Annotated in this window: 22 protein-coding genes and 1 other RNA gene; 7 read left to right on the top strand and 16 right to left on the bottom strand. The window is 61.8% G+C overall.

The annotated features are described in order from the left end of the window. The first annotated feature begins 251 nt into the window (after positions 1 to 251). On the top strand, positions 252 to 2,540 hold the full coding sequence (locus tag HMCN_RS0112645) for an ABC transporter ATP-binding protein (RefSeq protein WP_025917743.1): 2,289 nt from the start codon (positions 252 to 254) through the stop codon (positions 2,538 to 2,540). Continuing rightward, positions 2,537 to 3,004 carry a DUF1854 domain-containing protein gene (locus HMCN_RS0112640; protein ID WP_025917742.1) on the top strand — a complete coding sequence of 156 codons (468 nt, stop codon included), beginning with the start codon at positions 2,537 to 2,539 and terminating at the stop codon, positions 3,002 to 3,004. The genes HMCN_RS0112645 and HMCN_RS0112640 overlap by 4 nt, the downstream gene beginning before the upstream one ends. Before the next feature lie 147 nt (positions 3,005 to 3,151). Here the strand turns inward: HMCN_RS0112640 and HMCN_RS0112635 are convergent, their stop codons facing one another. The 7 genes from HMCN_RS0112635 to HMCN_RS0112605 form a co-directional block, all read right to left on the bottom strand. After that, a complete protein-coding gene (locus tag HMCN_RS0112635) occupies positions 3,152 to 4,741 on the bottom strand; it encodes a bifunctional aminoglycoside phosphotransferase/ATP-binding protein (RefSeq protein ID WP_025917741.1) in 1,590 nt (529 codons plus the stop codon). Between the two features lie 20 nt (positions 4,742 to 4,761). Next, positions 4,762 to 5,214 carry a copper chaperone PCu(A)C gene (locus HMCN_RS0112630; RefSeq protein ID WP_025917740.1) on the bottom strand — a complete coding sequence of 151 codons (453 nt, stop codon included), beginning with the start codon at positions 5,212 to 5,214 and terminating at the stop codon, positions 4,762 to 4,764. A gap of 143 nt (positions 5,215 to 5,357) precedes the next feature. Further along, positions 5,358 to 5,588: a DUF2789 family protein gene (locus HMCN_RS0112625; RefSeq protein WP_025917739.1), complete on the bottom strand. Its 231-nt coding sequence runs from the start codon at positions 5,586 to 5,588 to the stop codon at positions 5,358 to 5,360. A 33-nt stretch (positions 5,589 to 5,621) separates the two neighbouring features. Continuing rightward, positions 5,622 to 5,939 carry a chaperone modulator CbpM gene (locus tag HMCN_RS0112620; protein ID WP_025917738.1) on the bottom strand — a complete coding sequence of 106 codons (318 nt, stop codon included), beginning with the start codon at positions 5,937 to 5,939 and terminating at the stop codon, positions 5,622 to 5,624. Between the two features lie 12 nt (positions 5,940 to 5,951). Further along, positions 5,952 to 6,890, bottom strand: coding sequence for a DnaJ C-terminal domain-containing protein (locus HMCN_RS0112615; RefSeq protein ID WP_025917737.1), 939 nt, complete (start codon positions 6,888 to 6,890; stop codon positions 5,952 to 5,954). Between the two features lie 88 nt (positions 6,891 to 6,978). Continuing rightward, positions 6,979 to 7,677 carry a VIT family protein gene (locus HMCN_RS0112610; protein ID WP_025917736.1) on the bottom strand — a complete coding sequence of 233 codons (699 nt, stop codon included), beginning with the start codon at positions 7,675 to 7,677 and terminating at the stop codon, positions 6,979 to 6,981. A 68-nt stretch (positions 7,678 to 7,745) separates the two neighbouring features. Next, positions 7,746 to 8,363, bottom strand: a complete 618-nt coding sequence (locus tag HMCN_RS0112605) for a nitroreductase (protein ID WP_025917735.1) — start codon at positions 8,361 to 8,363, stop codon at positions 7,746 to 7,748. Positions 8,364 to 8,514: 151 nt separating this feature from the next. On the opposite strand from HMCN_RS0112605, the gene HMCN_RS0112600 reads away from it, so the two are divergent. Next, a complete protein-coding gene (locus tag HMCN_RS0112600) occupies positions 8,515 to 9,444 on the top strand; it encodes a DNA ligase (RefSeq protein WP_035627003.1) in 930 nt (309 codons plus the stop codon). Between the two features lie 202 nt (positions 9,445 to 9,646). Further along, positions 9,647 to 11,320, top strand: coding sequence for a methyl-accepting chemotaxis protein (locus tag HMCN_RS0112595; RefSeq protein ID WP_025917733.1), 1,674 nt, complete (start codon positions 9,647 to 9,649; stop codon positions 11,318 to 11,320). Between the two features lie 97 nt (positions 11,321 to 11,417). On the opposite strand, the gene arsB is transcribed toward HMCN_RS0112595, so the two are convergent. From arsB to HMCN_RS0112545, 9 genes are all read right to left on the bottom strand, one after another. Then, positions 11,418 to 12,494, bottom strand: coding sequence for an ACR3 family arsenite efflux transporter (arsB, locus tag HMCN_RS0112590; protein WP_025917732.1), 1,077 nt, complete (start codon positions 12,492 to 12,494; stop codon positions 11,418 to 11,420). A gap of 18 nt (positions 12,495 to 12,512) precedes the next feature. Continuing rightward, entirely contained in the window at positions 12,513 to 13,010 is a 498-nt protein-coding gene (locus tag HMCN_RS0112585) for an arsenate reductase ArsC (RefSeq protein ID WP_025917731.1), read from the bottom strand. Next, positions 13,007 to 14,821, bottom strand: coding sequence for an arsenical pump-driving ATPase (gene arsA / locus HMCN_RS0112580; RefSeq protein WP_025917730.1), 1,815 nt, complete (start codon positions 14,819 to 14,821; stop codon positions 13,007 to 13,009). Before arsA ends, HMCN_RS0112585 begins: the two co-directional genes overlap by 4 nt. Before the next feature lie 14 nt (positions 14,822 to 14,835). Beyond that, positions 14,836 to 15,204, bottom strand: a complete 369-nt coding sequence (arsD, locus tag HMCN_RS0112575) for an arsenite efflux transporter metallochaperone ArsD (protein WP_025917729.1) — start codon at positions 15,202 to 15,204, stop codon at positions 14,836 to 14,838. 85 nt (positions 15,205 to 15,289) lie between these two features. Then, on the bottom strand, positions 15,290 to 15,628 hold the full coding sequence (locus HMCN_RS0112570; protein ID WP_025917728.1) for a helix-turn-helix transcriptional regulator: 339 nt from the start codon (positions 15,626 to 15,628) through the stop codon (positions 15,290 to 15,292). 274 nt (positions 15,629 to 15,902) lie between these two features. Then, complete coding sequence (locus HMCN_RS0112560; RefSeq protein WP_025917726.1) at positions 15,903 to 16,385, bottom strand: hypothetical protein; 483 nt, start codon at positions 16,383 to 16,385, stop codon at positions 15,903 to 15,905. A gap of 135 nt (positions 16,386 to 16,520) precedes the next feature. Continuing rightward, the gene (locus HMCN_RS0112555) at positions 16,521 to 17,003 is read right to left on the bottom strand and encodes a periplasmic heavy metal sensor (RefSeq protein ID WP_025917725.1); all 483 of its coding nucleotides are present in this window, start codon (positions 17,001 to 17,003) and stop codon (positions 16,521 to 16,523) included. Then, positions 17,000 to 17,440 carry an anti-sigma factor gene (locus HMCN_RS0112550; RefSeq protein WP_025917724.1) on the bottom strand — a complete coding sequence of 147 codons (441 nt, stop codon included), beginning with the start codon at positions 17,438 to 17,440 and terminating at the stop codon, positions 17,000 to 17,002. The genes HMCN_RS0112555 and HMCN_RS0112550 overlap by 4 nt, the downstream gene beginning before the upstream one ends. Positions 17,441 to 17,454: 14 nt before the next feature. Next, the gene (locus HMCN_RS0112545) at positions 17,455 to 18,006 is read right to left on the bottom strand and encodes a sigma-70 family RNA polymerase sigma factor (protein WP_025917723.1); all 552 of its coding nucleotides are present in this window, start codon (positions 18,004 to 18,006) and stop codon (positions 17,455 to 17,457) included. 327 nt (positions 18,007 to 18,333) lie between these two features. Between HMCN_RS0112545 and ssrA the strand changes: the two genes are divergently transcribed. The 3 genes from ssrA to HMCN_RS0112530 all read left to right on the top strand — a co-directional run bounded on the left by ssrA (position 18,334) and on the right by HMCN_RS0112530 (position 20,621). Then, positions 18,334 to 18,694, top strand: a transfer-messenger RNA (tmRNA) gene (ssrA, locus tag HMCN_RS18740). A gap of 218 nt (positions 18,695 to 18,912) precedes the next feature. Next, positions 18,913 to 19,290, top strand: coding sequence for a DUF5710 domain-containing protein (locus HMCN_RS0112540; RefSeq protein ID WP_025917722.1), 378 nt, complete (start codon positions 18,913 to 18,915; stop codon positions 19,288 to 19,290). A gap of 497 nt (positions 19,291 to 19,787) precedes the next feature. Continuing rightward, entirely contained in the window at positions 19,788 to 20,621 is an 834-nt protein-coding gene (locus HMCN_RS0112530; RefSeq protein ID WP_025917721.1) for a PhzF family phenazine biosynthesis protein, read from the top strand. Positions 20,622 to 20,898 lie beyond the last annotated feature (277 nt).

Below are 20,898 nucleotides of genomic sequence, written 5' to 3'. Positions count from 1 at the left end.
TTCATATATGAATAGTGAGGCGGTTAGATGAAGGCAAAAAAAGTATACGAATAAAATGACTTTAACGCGTCTGGCGCGATTTGGTTTACTTCGGCAGCGGGAAAATTCGTGCGAATGTGAAATACTAGCAAACAACCGCAATGCCTTTGGATATACTTGGCGCAAAATAGTGCGTTAATTCAGCTTAAAAGAGTATTTCCATACGTAAATTCGCCCACCGCACGCCCATTCAGCCTTACCCTGCCGCTTTAATGAAAACTGCCTCGCCGATATTATTGTCGAAAAAATATGAAGTGCCTGCCGCCTGGCAGCACGACCTGCATTCCCAGCTGCGCAAAGATGAAACCGTGCTCGCGCATTGCGAGATCGATCTCGATGCGCAGCTGCATTTTGTACCGGGCATCGTGGTGGTCAGCAACTTCCGGCTGCTGTTCAAGACCCGTAATGATGCCAGTTGGCAGGAATGGCCGTATCGGCCCGATCTGGTTCTGCTGCACCACGACCATGCCGGCGTCGGCAGCCTGGAGTTGCACGATGCCGGCGCCCGGCTGGCCTGCTGGCGCTACACGCTGGGCCACAATACCGACGCCTTGCGCCTGATGGGCCAGTTCGAGCAGCACTGCCATGCGGCGGTGTCCGGGCAGGCGGTGATCGCGCCCGAGGAAACCGTGTGCCCGAGCTGCAACGCCATCCTGGAGCCGGGCCAGGAGGAGTGCCCGGTCTGCACCCCGGAAGCCGCCGCCGCGCCGTCGAGCTGGACCCTGTTCCGGCTGTGGCGCTTTGCTCGGCCTTATAACGGCCAATTGCTGCTGGGATTTTTCCTGACGCTGGCCGCCACCGCGGCGACCCTGGTGCCGCCGTACATGACCATGCCGCTGATGGACAATGTGCTGATCCCGTATCAGAACGGGGCGCCGATCGATGTCAGTCTGGTCACGCTGTATCTGGGCGGCCTGTTCGGCTCGGCCTTGCTGGCCTGGCTGCTGAGCTGGGCCCGCACTTACATTCTGGCGCTGGTCTCCGAGCGCATCGGCGCCGACTTGCGCACCAGCACCTACGAACACCTGCTGCGGCTGTCGCTCGAATATTTTGGCGGCAAGCGCACCGGCGACCTGATGACGCGCATCGGTTCCGAGACCGACCGCATTTGCGTCTTCCTGTCGCTGCACCTGCTGGACTTCGCCACCGATGTGCTGATGATCGTGATGACGGCGGTGATCTTGATCTCGATCAATCCCTGGCTGGCGCTGGTGACGCTGGTGCCGCTGCCTTTCATCGCCTGGATGATCCACGTGGTGCGCAACAAATTGCGCTACGGCTTCGAAAAAATCGATCGCATCTGGTCGGAAGTGACCAATGTGCTGGCCGACACCATTCCCGGCATCCGCGTGGTCAAGGCCTTTGCCCAGGAAAAACGCGAGGCCGCGCGCTTTCGCGAAGCCAACAACCACAACCTGCTGATCAATGACCGGGTCAACAAGATCTGGTCGCTGTTTTCGCCGACGGTCAGCTTCCTGACTGAAGTCGGCTTGCTGGTGGTGTGGGCGGTCGGCATCTGGCAGGTATCGCACGGCATGATCACGGTCGGCGTGCTGACTGCGTTCCTGGCCTATATCAGCCGCTTCTACACCCGGCTCGATTCGATGAGCCGGATCGTCTCGGTGACGCAGAAAGCCGCGGCCGGCGCCAAGCGCATCTTCGACATCCTGGACCACGTATCGAGCGTGCCGGAAGCCGCCAATCCGGTCCATCTGCAGCATATCGAGGGCCGCATCGAGATCAGGAATATCGGCTTTCGCTACGGCAACCGGGCGGTGATTCGCGGCCTCGACCTCGACATCCAGCCGGGCGAAATGATCGGCCTGGTCGGCCACAGCGGTTCCGGCAAGAGCACGTTGGTCAACCTGATCTGCCGTTTTTACGACGTTTCCGCCGGCGCGATCCTGATCGACGGCGTCGATATCCGTTCGCTACCGATTTCCGAATACCGCAGCAACATCGGCCTGGTGCTGCAGGAACCGTTCCTATTCTTCGGCACCATCGCCGAGAACATTGCCTACGGCAAGCCGGACGCCAGCCGGGCGCAGATCATTGCCGCCGCCCGCGCCGCGAATGCGCATGAATTCATCCTGCGCCTGCCGCACGGCTACGATTCGATGGTCGGCGAGCGCGGCCAGACCCTGTCCGGCGGCGAGCGCCAGCGGATTTCGATTGCGCGCGCGCTGCTGATCGATCCGCATATCCTGATCATGGACGAGGCTACGTCCTCGGTCGATACCACCACCGAACGCGAAATTCAAAAGGCGCTGGACAACCTGGTGCGCGGCCGCACCACGATCGCGATTGCGCACCGGCTGTCGACGCTGCGCCAGGCCGACCGGCTGGTGGTGTTGGACCGCGGCCAGATCGTCGAGGTCGGCAAGCACGACGAATTGCTGGCGCGCCAGGGCGCCTACTACCGGCTGTATCAGGCCCAGGCGCGCCAGGCCGAGCAGGACCGGCTGGAGCAAGGCGCGGAACTTGACGAAAGTGTCGCATGAGTAATTTCACCATAGAACGCAACGCCTTCGGCAAACTGGTATTCAGTGCGCCCGGCGAGGGTCAGAGTCATGTCGGCGTGGTGCCGGTGCGCGCGTTTCCGATTGCCGCGCCGGATAACGGCATTGCCGTCGTCAGCAGCGACGGGCGCGAACTGGCCTGGATCGAGCAATTATCCGATCTGCCCGAGACGGTGCGGATTCTGCTGGAGCAGGAGCTGGCCAGCCGCGAGTTTTTGCCGCAGATCCTGCAGATCCGGCATGTGTCGGCGTTCGCCACTCCCAGCACCTGGCAGGTCTGCACCGACCGCGGCGACACCCGCTTCGTGCTCAAGGGGGAAGAGGATATTCGCCGCATCGGGCCGGACGGGCTGATCATTGCCGACAGCCACGGCGTCCAGTACCTGGTGCGCGACCTGCAGCAGCTGGACAAGGCCAGCCGCAAGCTGCTGGACCGGTTTTTGTAACAACTCCCGCTGCGCAGTTTGACGGCGTGGGCGGCGGAAATATAGGGTTTTACCGGGAGTATGGTGAAAATACCGATGTTGCAGCATATGTTATGAGCGGATATTCATAATACCTATATGTGTATTATTGCAGGCGAAAACATGTGCTTAAGCCGCTGTCAGCAACCGGTCCAGCCGGTCCCAGCTGCCGGTCAAGTCTGCAAAGCCGCTGCTGCCGGCCCGGCTTTCGAATACCGCGCTGCGTGTCAGCTCGGCCGGCGACAGCGGCTGTTGGATGCTGGCAAGTTTTTCCAGCACCGCGATGTCGGCTTCCGACGGGTCGCTGCCGAGCGCGCTGCGCTGCCGGATGCGGTTGCGCAGAATTTCGGCATCGGCCCGGGTCGATGCGATCGCAAACGGCACCGCCATTTGCTGTGCCAATTGCCGGAAGACATCCCGTTCTTCCCGGCGCAGGAAAGCGGCATCGACGATCACGCTCCAGCCGGCTGCCAGCAGTTGGTGCGCGGTGCGCTGCAGGTGGGCGTAGGTGCGCCGGGTTGCCGCCGCGCCGTACATGTCCTGCCCGCTGCTGCTGCGATCCAGCGCAGCCAAGCCGAACAGGCGCTTGCGCTCGACGTCGGAGCGCAGCCGGACCGCCTGCCGGCGTTCCAGTATTTCGAGTGCCAGCGTGCTTTTGCCGGAGCCGGGCAAGCCGTGGCTGATGACCAGTGCCGGGCGGCGCGTGCGCAGCAGCGTGCCGGCCAAATCCAGGTGGCTGCGTGCGTCGGCTTGCGCGTTTGACGCGGCAGCCGGCGCCAGGCCGGGCTGGGTGCTGCATTGTTTGATCCGAATCGCGCTGACCTTGGCGCGCACCGTGGCGCGGCCGGCCAGGTAGAAGCGCAACAGCGCCACGCCGGCGTAGTCGCCGCTGATTTCCAGATAGGCGTTGAGCAAGCGAAAGGCCAGCCCGCTGTGCTGACGATGGATCAAGTCCATCATCGGAAAGGCGAGCTCGTTGATGACGTCGATCCAGCGCAAGCCGGGATTGAATTCGAGGCAGTCGAACGGCACCGGCCGGTCGTCGATCAGCACGATATTGCCCAGATGCAGATCGCCGTGGCATTCGCGCACGAAGCCGGCGCTGCGGCGCTGTTCGAACAGCGGCCGGCAGGCGGCGAATTCGGCGTCGGTGGCTTGCCGCAAGTGCAGCAGTGCGCGGCGTTCGCCGGCGTTGCTGCATAGCGCATCGAGTTGCTCGAAATTCTGCCGGCTGACGGCCAGAATGGCGTCGGCGCTGCCGAACCCGCTGCCTGGGTCGGCTGCCGGCAGACTGGCGTGGAAATGCGCCAGGAGGGCGGCCAGCCGATCGATATGCTCGGCGCGCAGGCGGCCGGCTGCCAGCAGCGCGTCCAGCTGGCCGGATACATCGAAACGGCGCATTCTGACCGCATATTCAAGCGCCGGCAAACGTCCCAACTGCGGCGCATCGATACTGCCGCCGATCGGCATTGCATCCAGATAGATTTCCGGCGCCAGCCGCCGGTTGAGGCGGATTTCTTCTTCGCAATAAAACTTCCGCTTGGCCAGCGTGCTGAAGTCGAGAAAGCCCAGGTCGAGCGCCTTCTTGATTTTCCAGGCGCTGTCGCCGCCGAGCAAAATCCATGAAATGTGGGTTTCGATCAGCTCCAGGCCTTGCCGCTGCAGCGCAGCTATCAGCTGCAATTGCTGCTGCAGGGCGGCGTGCTGCTTATCGGGCATTGCGCATCTTCGCGAATGCGTTAGTGCTTCATGGCGCCGGCGCTATTGAGCGGCCGTGCCGGCACTTGCAGTTCGATGGTTTGGCGTTTCTTGTCCTTGCCTTCGACCACCAGCGTCAGCGGCACCAGGTCGCCATCCTTGATTTGCTGCTTCAGGTTGATCAGCATGATGTGATAGCCGCCCGGTTTCAGGCCGATAGTTTGGCCGGCCGGCAAGTCCAGGCCGGCCACGGAGCGCATCTTCATCACGTTGTTTGCCATCGACATTTCATGGATTTCGACCGTAGCGGCCGCCGGCGAGCGCACTTCGACCAGGCGGGCATCCTGCCTGGCGCTCAGTTGCATGAAAGCGCCGGTGGTTTTCTGTTGCTGCACGGTGGCGCGTACCCAGGGGTCCTTGACCCCGATCTGGACTTGGGCCAGGACGGCAGTGGCGGAGAGGGCGAGCAAAGAGGCAAGAATCAGTTGTTTCATCGGGTTCCTGAAATTTTGAAAGGAGAAATGCGTGCACGGAGATTGGCTGCACCAGGCAATCGGCGCCGGTTTCTGGCAGGCGCAACTGCAAGCCGAAGAATACCGCATGTCGGATGTTGCGCCCGCGCCCGGTTACCTTGATGTCAGCGCAGCGCCGCATTCAGATGATCGACGATCTCGGCCCAGTCGGCATCTTCCAGAATCTCTTCGCGCAGGAACGTGGCCTGGGCCGGAGTCCAGAACGGCGCATCGGCCAGCGCGACATCGGCCGCCAGCGGCGCATGAGTGGCGATGAAGCGGTCGATCGCCGCGGCTTCGGCGGGCAGGCCGAGTTGCCTGAACAGTTCTTCGAGCGGATGGTGCGGCTGTTCCATGACGGACTCCTGGTAGATTGAGTGCAATGCGTTTCAATGCGCGCTGCGGCGCTTGAGCCGGGCTTCCAGCGTGGCGATTTCATCCAGCAGATCGAGCGCCAGCGCGACGCCGGCCGGATTGATTTCGAGGTCGCGGGACAGCCGCAATGCCAGCCGTGCGCGGCGCAGCGCGGCACCGCCGAAGCGCCACTCCTGCGGCTGCCGGCCGCTTGGCTCCAGCACGCCTTCCAGCACCCAGACCGTGACCTGTTCCGGCGGCGCATCGGTGGCCTGGCACAGCTCGATTAAGGTCAGCTCGATTTCGTCCTCGACCACCTGGCCCTGCAGATAGGTCGTAATCGTTGGGCTCATGGCGAATTATCCTTACAAATGCAGATGGGCGCGCGGATTGAAGTCGAAGGCTTGCGCCATCGCACGGTAGGCTTCCTTGGCGCGCTCGTTATCGGCTGGCGGCAGCGCGATCGTCAGCACTGCGTACAGGTCGCCGGCCGGGCTGCCCGGAATGCCCTGGCCTTTCAGGCGCAGCTTGCGTCCGGCGCTCGATCCGGGCGGAATCGTCAGATGCACCGAGCCTTCCGGGGTCGGTGCGGTGATGCTGCCGCCGAGCGCCGCTTCCCAGGGCGCCAGCGGCAAATCGAAATACACATCGCGGCCATCGACCCGGTAATGCGGGTGCGGCCGGAATGCGATTTCCAGGTACAGGTCGCCGGCCGGGCCGCCGCCCAGCCCCGGTCCGCCCTGTCCGGAGAGGCGCAAATGCTGACCCTCGCGAATTCCTTTCGGGATAGTGATGTCGAGCGTGCGTTCCTGGGTGACGACGCGGCCCTGGGCGTCCATCACCGGCAAACGCAGCGAGATGCTGCGCTGCGCCCCGTGGTAGGCGTCCCCCAGGTCGATCTGGACCTTGGCGTGATGATCCTGGCCCGGCGCATGCATGCTCTGCCGCGATGCATGCCCGCGCCCGGCCTGGCGGCCGAACAGCGCCTCGAAAAAATCGCTGTAATCGGCGCCGGCGCCGGCATCGCGGCCGCTGAATTCGAAGCCGGCATCCCAGTTCGGCGGCGGCTGGAACTCCTGCCCGTTTTTCCACTGGTTGCCGACCTGATCGTAGGCGGCGCGGGTTTCCGGGTCCTTCAGCACTTTGTACGCTTCGCCCATTTCCTTGAAGCGCGCCTCCGCATCGGCTTCCTTGCTGACGTCGGGGTGGTATTTGCGCGCCAGCTTGCGATACGCATGCTTGATATCATCCTGGGTGGCGGTACGCGGCACGCCGAGGCTGGCGTAATAGTCCTTGTATTCCATGGCGCGAAGTTTCCCGGTTAGAGCAAGCACTCGTTCAGTTGTGTTGAAATTAACGCAAGTGCTGCCCAGGCTGCTTGCGTTGCATCAATCAGACCACTGCACCAAACAGTTTGCCGACACCGGCCGTGGCCGCCATCGCCAGCGCGCCCCAGAAAGCCACCCGCAGCGCAGCCTGGGGCACTGACGCGCCGCCGGCGTGGGCGCCCAGCGCGCCCAGCCCGACCAGGCACGCCAGCGAGGTGCCTGCGATCAGCGGCACCAGTTGCGGCAGCGGGGCCAGCAGCGTCGTCAGTAGCGGCAAAGCGGCGCCCACGGAGAAGGTGGCGGCCGAGGTCAGCGCGGCCTGTACCGGTCGCGCGCTGGCGGCCTCCGAAATGCCGAGTTCGTCGCGCGCATGCGCGCCCAGCGCATCGTGCTGCATCAGTTGCCGCGCCACCTGCATTGCCAGCGCCCGCGTCAGCCCGCGTTGCATGTAGATGGCGGTCAGTTCCTGCTGTTCGTGTTCCGGTTGCTCGGCCAGTTCGATCCGTTCGCGCTCCAGATCGGCCTGCTCGGTGTCGGACTGCGAGCTGACCGACACGTATTCGCCGGCCGCCATCGACATCGCGCCTGCCACCAGTCCCGCTACCCCGGTCAGCAATAATTCGCTGCGCCCGGCACTGGCGGCGGCAATCCCCACCAGCAGACTGGCGGTGGAGACGATGCCATCGTTGGCCCCCAGCACTGCGGCGCGCAGCCAGCCGATGCGTTCGGTACGGTGTCGTTCAGGGTGGGTGGTGCGTGTCATGTCGCTCTTTCTGTTGTTCGATGATCATCGAGTATGCCGATATATGCCAATATTGGTATGCGGAAAGTTCAGAGCGTCGAAGTGAATTCCCACGGTCCCGGTCGCGGCGGCGGCGGCTTGCGGCGGCTGACGGTGCCGATATTGATGAAGCATACCGGGTGTTCGCCGGCGCTCAGTGCAAATAATTTTTGCATCGGTGCCGATGCCATCGCCTGCCCGCTGGTGAGGCCGGAGCCGAAGCCCATCGCATGTGCCGACAGCAGCATGTTTTGCAGCGCGCAGCCAAACGACACCATCCGTTCCAGCGCCGGGATGTCCGGTTCCATCGGCCCCAGCCGGGCCACCGCCAGCATCAGCAGCGGCGCCCGGTGCGCCTTTTCGCGCGCGCTGGCAAGCTGTTCGGGCGTGGCAGCGGGATCGCGTTCGATCAACGCTTGGGCGAACACTTCGGCCAGCAGCGTGCGCTTGTCCGCCGGGATGATGACGAAGCGCCACGGATGCAACTGGCCGTGATCCGGCGCTGCGGCTGCCGCACCGAGCAATTGTTCGAGCTGCTCCGGCGTCGGGCCGGGCGCTGCCAGCCGCTTGGGTGAAATGTTCTGGCGCGAATGAATCAGCGCCTGCGCCGCCTCGCACAGATCTTCTGCAGTGACGGTTGCTGTTGCGGCGCCCGGTAATGTCGACATTGGTGATTCCTTTTTGCAATCGTGCAAAGGTGAGGTTCCGATTCTGCATGATCGGGCCAGCGCACGCAATCGCTCCGATGCGATCGATTTTTCCTGCGGGAAATACATGGTAAATTACAATCATTCGATCAACCGTCACAAGGGAGTCATCATGCGCCGCCAGCCCGATGTTCTTGCAGCGCGGCCGCGTCATCGGCTTGCCGGGCCGGCGATGAAGCTGCCTGCGCTGCGGCGCCTGCTGGCGCTACTGGTGCTGGGCGGCGTGCTGCAGCCCGGGCTGCCGGCGTACGCAGCGCGCGTTGACGCCGCCGCGCCGGCAGTGCTGCTGGCGCAGAATTTCAATGATGCAATCGACCCGGCAGCGTATCTGGTGAGCGAAAAGCTCGATGGCGTGCGGGCGCTGTGGGACGGCCATGCGCTGCGCTTTCGCAGCGGCAGGGTTATTGCTGCGCCGGACTGGTTTGTCGCCGGCTTTCCCGCCCATCCGCTGGATGGCGAGTTGTGGATCGGCCGGCGCAAGTTCGATCTCCTGTCGGCGGCGGTGCGGCGCCAGAGCCCGAACGATGCCGAGTGGCGCCAGATCAGCTATCAGGTATTCGAGTGGCCGCAAGCGCCCGGCACTTTCAGCCAGCGCGTGGCGGCCTTGCAGGCCAGCGTCGCGCAAGCCGATCTGCGCTGGCTGCAGCTGGTGCCGCAAGTGCAGATCGCCGATCATCAGGCGCTGCAAGCCCGCTTGCGGCAGGTGGTGCGGGCTGGCGGCGAGGGCCTGATGCTGCACCGCGCCGATGCGCTGTGGCAAACCGGGCGCACCGATGCACTGCTGAAACTGAAGCCGCAACACGACGCCGAGGCCACGGTGGTTGCCCATCTGCCCGGGCAAGGGAAGTATCAGGGCATGTGCGGCGCCTTGCTGGTGGAAAGCGCCGACGGCCAGCGCTTCCGGCTGGCGACCGGCATGAGCGACGCCCAGCGCCGCGCGCCGCCGCCGCTCGGCAGTACTGTGACCTACCGCTACCGCGAACGCACGCCGAACGGCTTGCCGCGTTTCGCCAGCTTCCTGCGGGTGCGCGCCAGCGAGTGATTCGCAGCCATGCGGGACGAGCTTCAAGGACCAGCCGGGGGCTGGTTTTTTTACGCCTGCAGCGGCAACACATTGTCATTGCATCTTCACTGCAGCGTCATGCGGCGGTCATATTCGCTCTGTACATTCTGATTCGCTACATTGTCAAATAGCAACCAAAAACCCGCGGCCGCAATCTGCGTTGCATAAAGGTAAAACCCACATGAATCTGAATAATTACAGTATCAGCGCCCGTCTCGGAGCCGGTTTTTCTGCGGTACTGATTTTAATGCTGGCAGTGGCCGGCATGGGCATAGCCCGCCTGCAGGCGGTCGGCGCAGTGGCGCATGAAATGTCATCCGGCACCATGACGATCGAGCGCCTGGCCGCCGAATGGTTTTCCGAGATCAGCGCCAACAGCGTGCGCACGGTGGCCGTGGCCAGAACCGATGAGCCGGAATCGCAGCAGCACTTCAAGGAACAAATTGCAGCCGCCGGCAGCAGAATCGATGCGATCCAGAAAAAACTGGAGCCGCTGATCAGGTCCGCCGAAGGGAAGGCATTGTTGCAGCGGATCGCCGAAACACGCACGGAGTACGCATCTGTCGGCGCCACCATTCTGGAACTGAAAAGAACCGGCAGGAATGCGGTGGCCGACCAGATGATCGAGGAAAAATTCCTGCCGGTGGTCGATGCCTATCTGCACAGCGCCCGGCAACTGATGCTGCATCAGCAAAACCTGTCGCTGGCGCAGGCCAGCCAGGCCGACGCGCATTTCCAGAACGGCCGGATTCTGATGGTGGCGCTAACCGTCGTTGCGCTGCTGTTCGGCCAGGCGTGCGCGTGGCTGATCAGCCGCTCGATCTCGCGCCCGTTGCACGCGGCAGTGCGGATTGCCCAGCGCGTTGCCGCCGGTGATTTGTCGGCGCAGATCGTGGTGGCCGGCAAGGATGAAACCGGGCAGCTGCTGGCCGCGCTGCGCGACATGAATGCCGCCTTGCATCAACTGATCGGCAACGTGCGCCACAGCACCGACGCCATCGCGCAAGCTACCGGCGAAATCGCCGGCGGCAATGCCGACCTCTCCGCGCGCACCGAATCCCAGGCCGGCGCGCTGGAAGAAGCCGCCAGTTCGATGGAAGAGCTGACCTCGACCGTCCGGCAAAATGCCGGCAATGCGCGCCAGGCCAACCAATTAGTGGCTTCGGCTTCGGCGGTGGCGATCAAGGGCGGGGCGGTGGTGGCGCAGGTGGTCGACACCATGGACGCGATCAATGTCTCGTCCGGCAAGATCGCCGACATCATCGGCGTCATCGACGGCATCGCGTTCCAGACCAACATCCTGGCGCTGAATGCGGCGGTGGAAGCGGCGCGCGCCGGCGAGCAGGGCCGCGGCTTTGCGGTGGTGGCGACCGAAGTGCGCAGCCTGGCGCAGCGCAGCGCCAGCGCCGCGAAGGAAATCAAGGTTCTGATCGACGACTCGGTGCGCAAGGTGGATGCCGGCAGCACGCTGGTCGGACAAGCGGGCGCCACCATGGATGACATCGTCACCAGCGTCCAGAAAGTGGCCGACATCATGTCCGAGATCACCAGCGCCAGCCAGGAACAAAGCCAGGGCATCGAGCAAGTCAACCAGGCGGTGGCGCAAATGGATCAAGTCACGCAGCAAAACGCCGCACTGGTGGAGGAGGCTGCGGCGGCATCCGAAGCGCTGCAGGAGCAGGCCACCCATCTGGCGCAGGCCGTCAGTGTATTCAATCTCGGCGGCGAAATTCCGGCGCAGCCGGCAGTGGCCGCAGCCGGTGCGTCGCAGCGGCTGCGGCAGGCTGGCGGCAACCGGCGCCTGATTGGCAAGCCTGTTCTGGGATCGCCGCAGCGTTTGCTGGCAGCTTTGTAGAGTGAAAATATACTTATATATGTATATTTTAATTCCGCGTTTAAATTAGGCTGAAACGCCGTAGTTTTTGCATATACCCCATGATTCGGCAGTCAAGTTAAGCCCGATTGCCGGCTTCGTACCAGGGTTTGCTTGCGTTTGCCGCCTTCACCACCAGCAGCATCATCGGCACTTCGATCAGCACGCCGACCACGGTGGCCAGCGCGGCGCCGGACTCGAAACCGAACAGGCTGATCGCGGCCGCCACTGCCAGCTCGAAGAAGTTGGAAGCGCCGATCAGCGCCGACGGGCAGGCCACCGCATGCTTTTCGCCGACCTTCCGGTTGAGCCAGTAGGCCAGCCCCGCATTGAAAAACACCTGGATCAGAATCGGCACCGCCAGCAGCGCGATCACCAGCGGCTGGCGCAGGATGGCGTCGCCCTGGAACGCGAACAGCAGCACCAGCGTGGCCAGCAAGGCAGCAACCGACCACGGCTGGATCCGGTGCAGCACCGCGTCGAACCTGGCATGGCTTCTGGCCAGCAGCGCGCGCCGGATTATCTGGGCGATGATCACCGGCAGCACGATATACAGCACTACCGAAGTCAGCAGCGTGGCCCACGGCACCGTGATGCTGGATACGCCCAGCAGCAGCGCGACCAGCGGCGCGAACGCGAACACCATGATCAGGTCGTTGAGCGCCACCTGCGACAGCGTGAAGTAAGGGTCGCCGCCGGTCAGCCGGCTCCAGACGAACACCATTGCGGTGCAGGGTGCGGCCGCCAGCAGGATCAGGCCGGCGATGTAGGAATCGATCTGGGCGGCCGGCAGATACCGCGCAAACCAGAGCCGGATGAACAGCCAGCCCAGCAGCGCCATCGAAAACGGCTTCACCGCCCAGTTGACGAACAGCGTGACCGCGATGCCCCTGGTGTGCTGGCGGACCTGGTGCAGCGCGCCGAAGTCGATCTTGACCAGCATCGGGATGATCATCACCCAGATCAGCAGCCCGACCGGCAGGTTGACCTTGGCGACTTCCATCGCCCCGATCGCCTGGAACAGCTGCGGCCAGCCCTGGCCGAGCGCAATCCCGACCGCGATGCAGAGCGCAACCCAGGCCGTCAGATAGCGTTCGAACAGGTTTAGCGGCGCGCCGGCCGCCTGTTTGGCGATGACTTCAGATGGTGCAGACATGAGCGCTCCGGTAAAAAATTATTGGCTTTGGCCCATTTCGTGCAATTGCTTTTGCAGCGACAGCCGATCCAGCGTGCCGAGCGGCAGGCTCAGGAACAGCCGGATGCGGTTGCTGATTTCGATATCGGCGTGGGCAAACGCCTTGCGTTTGGCTTCATCATCGCCTTCCACATGCGACGGATCGGCGAAGCCCCAATGCGCGCTGACCGGTTGCCCCGGCCAGATCGGGCAGACTTCGCCGGCGGCCTGGTCGCAGACGGTGAAAATGAAATCCATCTGCGGCGCGCCGGGCGCGGCAAATTCGTCCCAGCTCTTGCTGCGCAGAGTGCTGACGTCATAGTGGTTCTTTTGCAGCAAATCCAGCGTCAGCGGGTGCACCGCGCCGCGCGGGTGGCTGCCCGCGCTGTAGGCGCGGAAGCGCCCTGCGCCAAGCCGGTTCAGGACGGCTTCGGCGATGATGCTGCGCGCCGAGTTGCCGGTGCACAGGAACAGTACGTTGTAAATCTTGTCGCTCATGCTGGGTTTCCTTTGGTGATGGTGGGTGATGCTTGATCCGGTGCCCGCGCGCCTGCCAGCGCCAGCAGGCGCGCCACGCCGACCGGTTCCGCGGTTTGCAGCGGCACCACTGCATAGCGTTGCGCGTGCTGCGCCGCCACCAGCGTGATCTGCGCCAGTTCGTTGGCGGCGCGCCGGCGCAGCAGGGCTGACTGCGGCTGGGCGGCGGCCAGGCTGTTGTTGACGATCCAGGCCCACGGTTCGATGCCGGCGCGGCGCAGGTCGGCTTGCAGGCCGGCCGCTTCCAGCACCGGCGTGGTTTCGGCCAGCGTCACCAGCAGCACCTTGGTCCGTGCCGGGTCCTGCAGTTGCATCATCGGCGTGCTGAAATGCAGATGCGGATCGGTCATTTGGCGCGCTACTTCGCGGTGATAGGCGCCGGTCGCGTCCAGCAACAGCAGCGTGTGGCCGGTCGGCGCGGTATCCATCACGACGAACTGCTTGCCGGCTGCGCGGATCGCGCGCGAGAACGCCTGAAACACCGCGATTTCCTCGGTGCAGGGCGAACGCAGGTCCTCTTCCAGTAGTGCGCGGCCTTGCGCATCCAGGCTCTTGCCCTTGGTGTCGAGCACCTGCTGGCGGTAACGTGCGGTTTCGGCCTGCGGATCGATGCGGCTCACCGTCAGCTGCGGCAGCGTGCGGTCCGGGGTTTCGGCCAGGGTTTCAATTAAATGCGCGGCCGGATCGGAAGTGGTCAGATGCACCGGATAGCCGCGCTCAGCCAGCGCCAGCGCGACCGCCGCCGCCAGCGTGGTCTTGCCGACTCCGCCCTTGCCCATCAGCATGATCAAGCCGTGGCCGTTGGCCGCGATGTCATCGATCAAGGTACTCAGCGCGGGCGCATCGATGGCTGGCGCTGGAGTGGATTCGGTGCCGGATACCGGTTCGTCCGCGCGCAGCAATTGGCGCAGCGCAGCCGGCCCGACCAGGTTGAATGATTTCAGCGCCATACGGTCGGTCGGCAGCGCTTGCAAGGCCGCCGGCATCTCGGCTTGCGCCTGCTGCTCGCGCTTGAATACGGCGGCGGCCAGCGCATCATGCGCGGCTTCGTGCTCGGGCAGGATGCCGTTGATCACCAGATATTGCTGCTTGAGGCCGATCGCCGCCAGTTCCTCATGGGTGCGCGCCGCCTCGCGCAGCGTCGCACTTTGGGCGCGGGCGACCAGGATCAGGCGGGTACGGGCCGGATCGGCCAGCGCCTCGACCGCCGCATGATAGCGGTCGCGCTGTTTTTCCAGCCCGGCCAGCGGCCCCAGGCAGGACGCATCGCCCTTGCCCTCCTGCAGGAAATCGTCCCACGCGCCCGGCAACTGCAGCAGGCGGATCGTGTGGCCGGTCGGCGCAGTGTCGAACACGATGTGGTCATACGCATCCAGCAGAGCCGGATCGGTCAGCAGCGCGGTGAATTCGTCGAAGGCGGCGATCTCGGTGGTGCAGGCGCCGGACAATTGTTCTTCGATGCTGTTGACGACCGCATCCGGCAGCACGCCGCGCACCGGGCCGACGATCCGGTCGCGGTACAGTTGCGCTGCCGCCTGCGGATCGATTTCCAGCGCCGCCAAGCCCGGCACTGCGGCCACCTTGGTGACGCGATTGCCGATGGCGATGCCGAATACCTGGCCGACATTCGATGCCGGATCGGTCGACACCAGCAGCACGCGCTTGCCCTGGTCGGCCAGGGACACTGCGTGGGCGCATGCCAGCGAAGTCTTGCCGACGCCGCCCTTGCCGGTAAAGAACAGGAACGGCGGCGGATTGTCGAGAAACTGCATCGGCAGCGCCGCCATCAGCAGCACCGGCTGCCGCCGCAGCATCCGCCGGCGGGCTTCGCTTCGGCTTCGGCCTCAGGGGCCACGAGGCCGGCCCAGCGCGCCAGTTCGGCGCGCAGCGGATAACGCCCGGCCAAGGCGATTTCGCCATCGATCAGAATCAGCGGCAGCGCTTCCGCGCCGGAGCGCTGCAGAAAGCCTTTGACCACGGTGTTTTCGGCAAACGCCAGCGGCTGCTGCGCCAGGTTGAAGCGCTCGACCTGCGCGCCGTTTTGCATCGCCCAGCCAATGCCGGCGGAAAAATGCACCAGCGCCTGATCGACGTCAGTGCCGCATACGCCGCTGCTGCAGCACAGAGCGGGATCGAAGATTTGAATTGTGCTCATGGGAATATCCTTGATAAAGGGGGGATGGTTTAAGTGGGAATCCGGCGTCAAGCGTTGTCGCTGTACAGAAAATGGCGTTCTCAGGTCACGAAGATTCGGTACAAATCGGCGCAGGGCAGGCCGCGCCGCACAACTCCGGATGCCCGGCGCAGCATTCTTCGGTCAGGTAAGTGATCAAGTCCTGCATCAGCGCCATGTTCGCGCGGTAGCGCTGAAAGCGGCCTTCCTGGGCCGCTTTCAATAAATTGGCTTGCGTCAGCGTCTTCAGGTGGAACGACAGGTTGGTCGGCGCAATATCGAGCGCACTGGCGATCTCGCCGGCGACCAGGCCCGCCGGGCCGATGCGCACCAGCAGCCGATAAATATCGAGCCGGATGCCGGAAGCCAGAGATTCAAAAACGGTGGTTGCAGTAGTTATGTCCATGCGGCGATTATACAACGACTGTTCAACAATAGTTGAAATATTGAATTGTTGCTGGCGGTGCGCTGCACGGATGCCGCCGCAGACTTGCAATGCAGTCTGCGCATATTTTATTTTTCTTGGAGTATGCTAAAAATGCCGGGTATTCAGCGCATTTTTACTGCGGTCGAATTTTATACAGAAGTTAGTATATTGAAAACAATGCGGCGGGCGCCGGGTTTGGGCGGGCGCGAACGCGAAACCTGAACCCGGCCGTTTCTGATGTGGTGCCGCTGCATTAATGCGGCAGTTTGATCGATTTCCAGTTTGCGTGATCGAAGTACTTGCCGTAGCTATTCAGGGATTGTGCAATGGCAACCACGCCTAGCGCCCTCTCCTGGTCGTGCTGCTTGCCGCTTGCCACATCGATGCCGCTCATGATGCCGCCCACGACGACGTGGAGTTGCGCGTCCGCTTGGGGATCGAGCTTGCAGTTTTCCACAATATAGGTGATCTGCGCGGTGACCTCATTGCCGAACGCATCGTACTGCGCAGGCGTCAGTTTCCCGCCGTGGGCTGCCGGCAAGGCCGTTGCAACGGCCTTGCGGATATGGGTCATGGCCTGGCGCAGCGGGGCGTCGGTGCTCCATTTCTTGCCGGCATTAAGCTCAAGCTGGACTTGCGTCGCCGCGTCGTGTTCATGCTTGGCGCTCTCGGCGGCCAGGGCGGACAATGGCAATGCGAGGGCGATTGTCAGCAGCAAAAATTTTGGTGATTTCATGGTGCACTCCGTATCAGGTTGAATCAGCTTATGGATTAGATTGTGTCGAGCAAAAACGTCCGACTGCCTGATTAAACGAACGGCAAATGCATATGTTCCATATTTTTACGAATGCATGCCGAAACGATCGAATTTTTATCGGTCCCGGTGCAGCAATTCTTCTTCCGTTGCCTCGTTCGCATAACGCGCTAGCAATAGCGCCATCAGGGCAGCGCGCTGCCGCTGGTCCAGCAAGTCGCGCTCTTCCAGCAACTGCGCGATCACGCGACGCTGCTGTGCGTCTTGCAGTTGCGCGATCCTGGTTTGTTCGGCATCGATTTTTGCGCGTTCTGGCTGGGCCGAAAAAATCTGCCTGATCAGCGCTTCGCGGTGCTGCCGGATATCGCGCCAGTTGGCGGCCAGATCGATGACGAAGCCGTGCTCGGCCTGCTGCCAGCGGCTACGCTGCCCGGCGCTCAATTGCAATTGATCCGGCAGGCTGGCCGGTCTGCCTTGCGCGCCTGGGGCTGCCGGCGCCGACCGCAGTTGCTGCAGTTGTTTATAGGCGACCGTTGCCGCGAAGCCGAGGTTGAGTGAGAGCGAGGCTGCCAATATCCATATCCATGTGCTGCGCTTCATTGGATTCCCTTCGATAGACGACAAAGTTCGGCGGCCGCACAGAGCCCGCCCGGCGGCACCGGATCGAATACCCGCACTAGCGCGGCTGGCGGCGCGCTGGCGACCGTGCCGCCGGTCAAAAGGACGCCGAGCCAGACGCCGCCCGTCAGCGCCGCCGTAGCCGCCAGACCGGCCGGCCCCCATGCGGACCAGAACGAGCGCACCGGCCGGCGCTGCACGGCCCCGCTGCGGATGCGGTCCTGCAGCCGGGCCGCCAGATCGAACCCCAGAACCGGCGAAGGCAGATCGCGCAGATTCCGTTGCAGCGCGGCCAGCGCTTCCAGCTGATGCCGGCACAGCGGGCAAGTCTGCAGATGGGCTGTGAGCTGGCCGTACTCCCGGGCCGCCAGCGCGCGGTCCAGGTAAGCCGACAGTTTGTTGTGTTGCGGGCAATGCATGACAAGTCCTCCCATCAACGTTCGATTTTGGCCAGCAGCGCAGTGCGCGCCCGGGCGATGCGCGATTTGACCGTGCCGAGATTCAAGTCCAGAACCAGGGCGATTTCATCGTAGGTCATTTCCTCGATTTCGCGCAGCAGCAAAATCGCGCGCTGCTCGGCCGGCAGTTTTGCCAGTGCGGCTTCCAGCAGGCGATAGCGTTGCGCGGTTTCCAGCAATGCCTCGGGTCCGGCGGCCGGATCTTCCTGCAGTGCAAAATCCTCTTCCAGTTCGACGAAGGTCGCCAGTTTTTCGCGCCGCAAGCGGTCGAATGCGATATTGCGCGCAATCCGGAACAGCCAGGTCCTGAACAGCGCGTCGGGGCGCCAGCGCTCCAGACTTTGATAGGCCCGCAAGAAAGTGTCCTGCGTCAGATCCAGCGCGGCATCCGGCGCACCGGTCAGGCGCAACAGGAAGCGATAAATGCGATCCTGATAGCGCGCAACCAGTTCCGAGAACGCCTTGCCATCGCCGCTTTGGGCCAGTGCCATGCAGTGATGATCGTCGAGGTCGGAAAGGATGCGCATTACACAGTTTAACGAACGGGCGCTGAAAAAGTTCCAGCAACCGGGCCTGGCGCCTCCATATTTATCGCCAGAGCGCCGAAACCGCTTCGATTTTGACGAAATTTTAAAGGGTATATGAGAAATGCTGTATTTATCGCTTAATTTTTATGGCGTTGAAAAAGTACATTGCCCTGTATTTTTTCAGGTAAAACTTGGCCGAAAGACGATGTCCGCGCGGCATGCAGGCCGGTTGCCGAGGTCGAGGATTCGGGCGGTTTTCTTTTGCTCCCGCTCTTGAAACCAGTCGGCGAGATACCAACTACTACGTTACAATACAAGTTCTGTATTGGGGGCGACCTGGTTTCGACAGGGGTTGCAAAGCAGCGCAGGGCATACCGAGGACTGGTTACCTCGTAAATACATCCAGAAAATATATAACTGCAAACGATAACTCGTACGCACTAGCCGCTTAATACCGGCTAGCTCTACACCACTTCTTCCTTGGGGTGGGCTGGCAACAGCAGTAGAGTCATTTACAAGGAATCGCAACAGATCGGGTCACTTGGTCGGTTGTTAAATAATAGGTGGCTCGTCTTTACGCAGCGTGTGCGTCCGCGTCGTACGGATTAAATCAAATGGCAGCACTAAGTATGTAGAACTGTCTGTAGAGTGCTTCTGGACGCGGGTTCGATTCCCGCCGCCTCCACCAAATATTCGTTTTAAGAAGTCCGTAGAAATCCAAGAACCCGCGTTTCTCCCCAGAGGATGCGGGTTTTTTAATGTCTCGACTACCATTATTGCCAAAATGTACTTATCAATACACAAAATTCAATGATTGAAGACATCAAGAAAACCCTCTGGGCCACCGCCGACTGATGGCAATTGCCGGTCTGATGAGACAAGTATGTGATTGGTGATTGCTATTTTATGAATATGAATGAACCACCTCCGTTTGACCCGCCATATATAACAATTATCGACACCGCTGATGGTGCGCGCGCGGTGGAGACGCTTGCTGATGGCACGGAACGGGTCGTTACAATACAAGCCGCCATCGTTGGGCGCGCCGTATTGAGCCGGCCCGCAACGCCGGCGCGTAAAACCGTCAATCCAGTTGCGCACGGGAATGCGGAAGCCATATTGTTTCTTGACGTGCCGTTTGCACAGAAGGACAGCGTCAAGCGCCTGGGCGCGAAATGGGACGGCGCCACGCGGAAGTGGTACATCCCCCATGGCATGGATGTGCACCTGTTTAGCCGCTGGTGGCCCGAGGCGCTGAAACTAAAGATGCAGTCGGTCAGCTAGATTTGATCCTACAAATACACGCGCTCCGGCTTGACCGCCGTTTCTTGCATCGCACGCATTCGAGTGAATATGGGCGTTGAGCACCTTGCCGCCATCCTGCAAACCGATCTACGTTTCTGGGGCGTGACATTACTTGTGATGCTTGAGGGTGACGCTGCGATGTTGGCATTCATGTTTTGTTAGCGGATGGGCGCAAGCAACACGGATGTTAAGTGTAAAAAGGTAACCGACGGCTTGCTGATAGATGCGGTCGGACTCTGAACGTACATGAAAGACAGGAAGCGGCCATAAGGAAACGTTTGTCAGTCTCAATTGCTGTTCTTGACAGCTGCTGGATGCAAATCTATCCTGAAAAATCTGATATTTCGGTTAAAGGCGAGATCATTGAAGGATTTAGGCCGTATGCAAACAGGGCCTGCGCATGCATAACTGCGCGAGCCATTTCATAGTGTGTGTGGTTCGGGCAACACCGATCCCGTCGCTTCAAAGGAAAAAAGATGGATATCCTAAGAATCGCTGCATTCACTGATGGGGATACCGGAGGCAATCCCGCCGGCGTCTTGATTGCCGATGAACTCCCCAACGACGCAGAGATGCAGCGAATCGCAGCGGAGGTTGGATTTTCGGAGACTGCTTTTGCTGCTCCGACAGGCAATGGCTGGCGAGTACGCTACTTTTCGCCGGAATCCGAAGTGCCATTCTGTGGTCATGCAACGATTGCGCTTGGAGCGGCTCTGGCCCTCGAGAATGGCGACGGCGTGTTTGCATTGACCCTCAATGCGGCCGACATTACGGTCGAAGGCCACCGAAACGGCGGGATTATTTCCGCTGCGCTGCAGTCTCCGCCCACGCGCAGCAAGTTGGCGCCGCCTGAACTTGTATCCTCCGTCCTCGACTTGTTCGGCTACAAGCATGCTGACCTTGACCCCAGTATTCCACCTGCGCTTATCCATGCCGGAGCAGACCATCTGCTACTGGGCCTGAAAACCCGCGAAGCACTTGCCTCAATGAAGTACGATTTGAATACTGGTCGCAGTCTAATGATTCGAGAGGGTTTGGTAACTATCCTCCTGGCGTATTCCGAGACTGCGCAGCTGTTCCATACGCGCAATCCGTTCGCGTCTGCCGGCGTCTACGAAGATCCGGCAACTGGCGCTGCGACCGCAGCTCTTGCTGGTTACCTGCGTGACATCGGGTGGCCCCACGGTGGCGTTATCAACATAATCCAGGGCGAAGACATGGGCATGCGTTCTCGCCTGCGAGCCGAATTCTCGTCATCGACGGGCAGCTCGATCCGCGTCTCTGGTACCGCACGGATCATGCAGTCTTGAACGGACAAACTCGCTCGCGTTCGTTATGCGCCTGTTTTGATCGAGAGCGACCGTCGGCAATGGGGCGGTTGCCGACCTTCAAAAATTTGCACCGTTTGACGGCATGAGGCTGGGTCAACGAAATTTCGGTAAACGGGCCAGAAGTTCATCAGTAGCAACAGGCAGCGCCGCACCCAGCATTTTTCGGATTACTGAGTTGAATTCAAATATATATTTTTTGAATAACTCATATTTAAATAATAAATTATTAGTATGTGCTGCACTGCGGTATAGTTTG

Origin of the sequence: Herminiimonas sp. CN, assembly GCF_000622895.1 — a bacterium.
GTDB lineage: Bacteria > Pseudomonadota > Gammaproteobacteria > Burkholderiales > Burkholderiaceae_D > AVCC01.
Note: the sequence above shows the minus strand (reverse complement) of the source record. Positions and strands in the feature narration are given on the sequence as shown.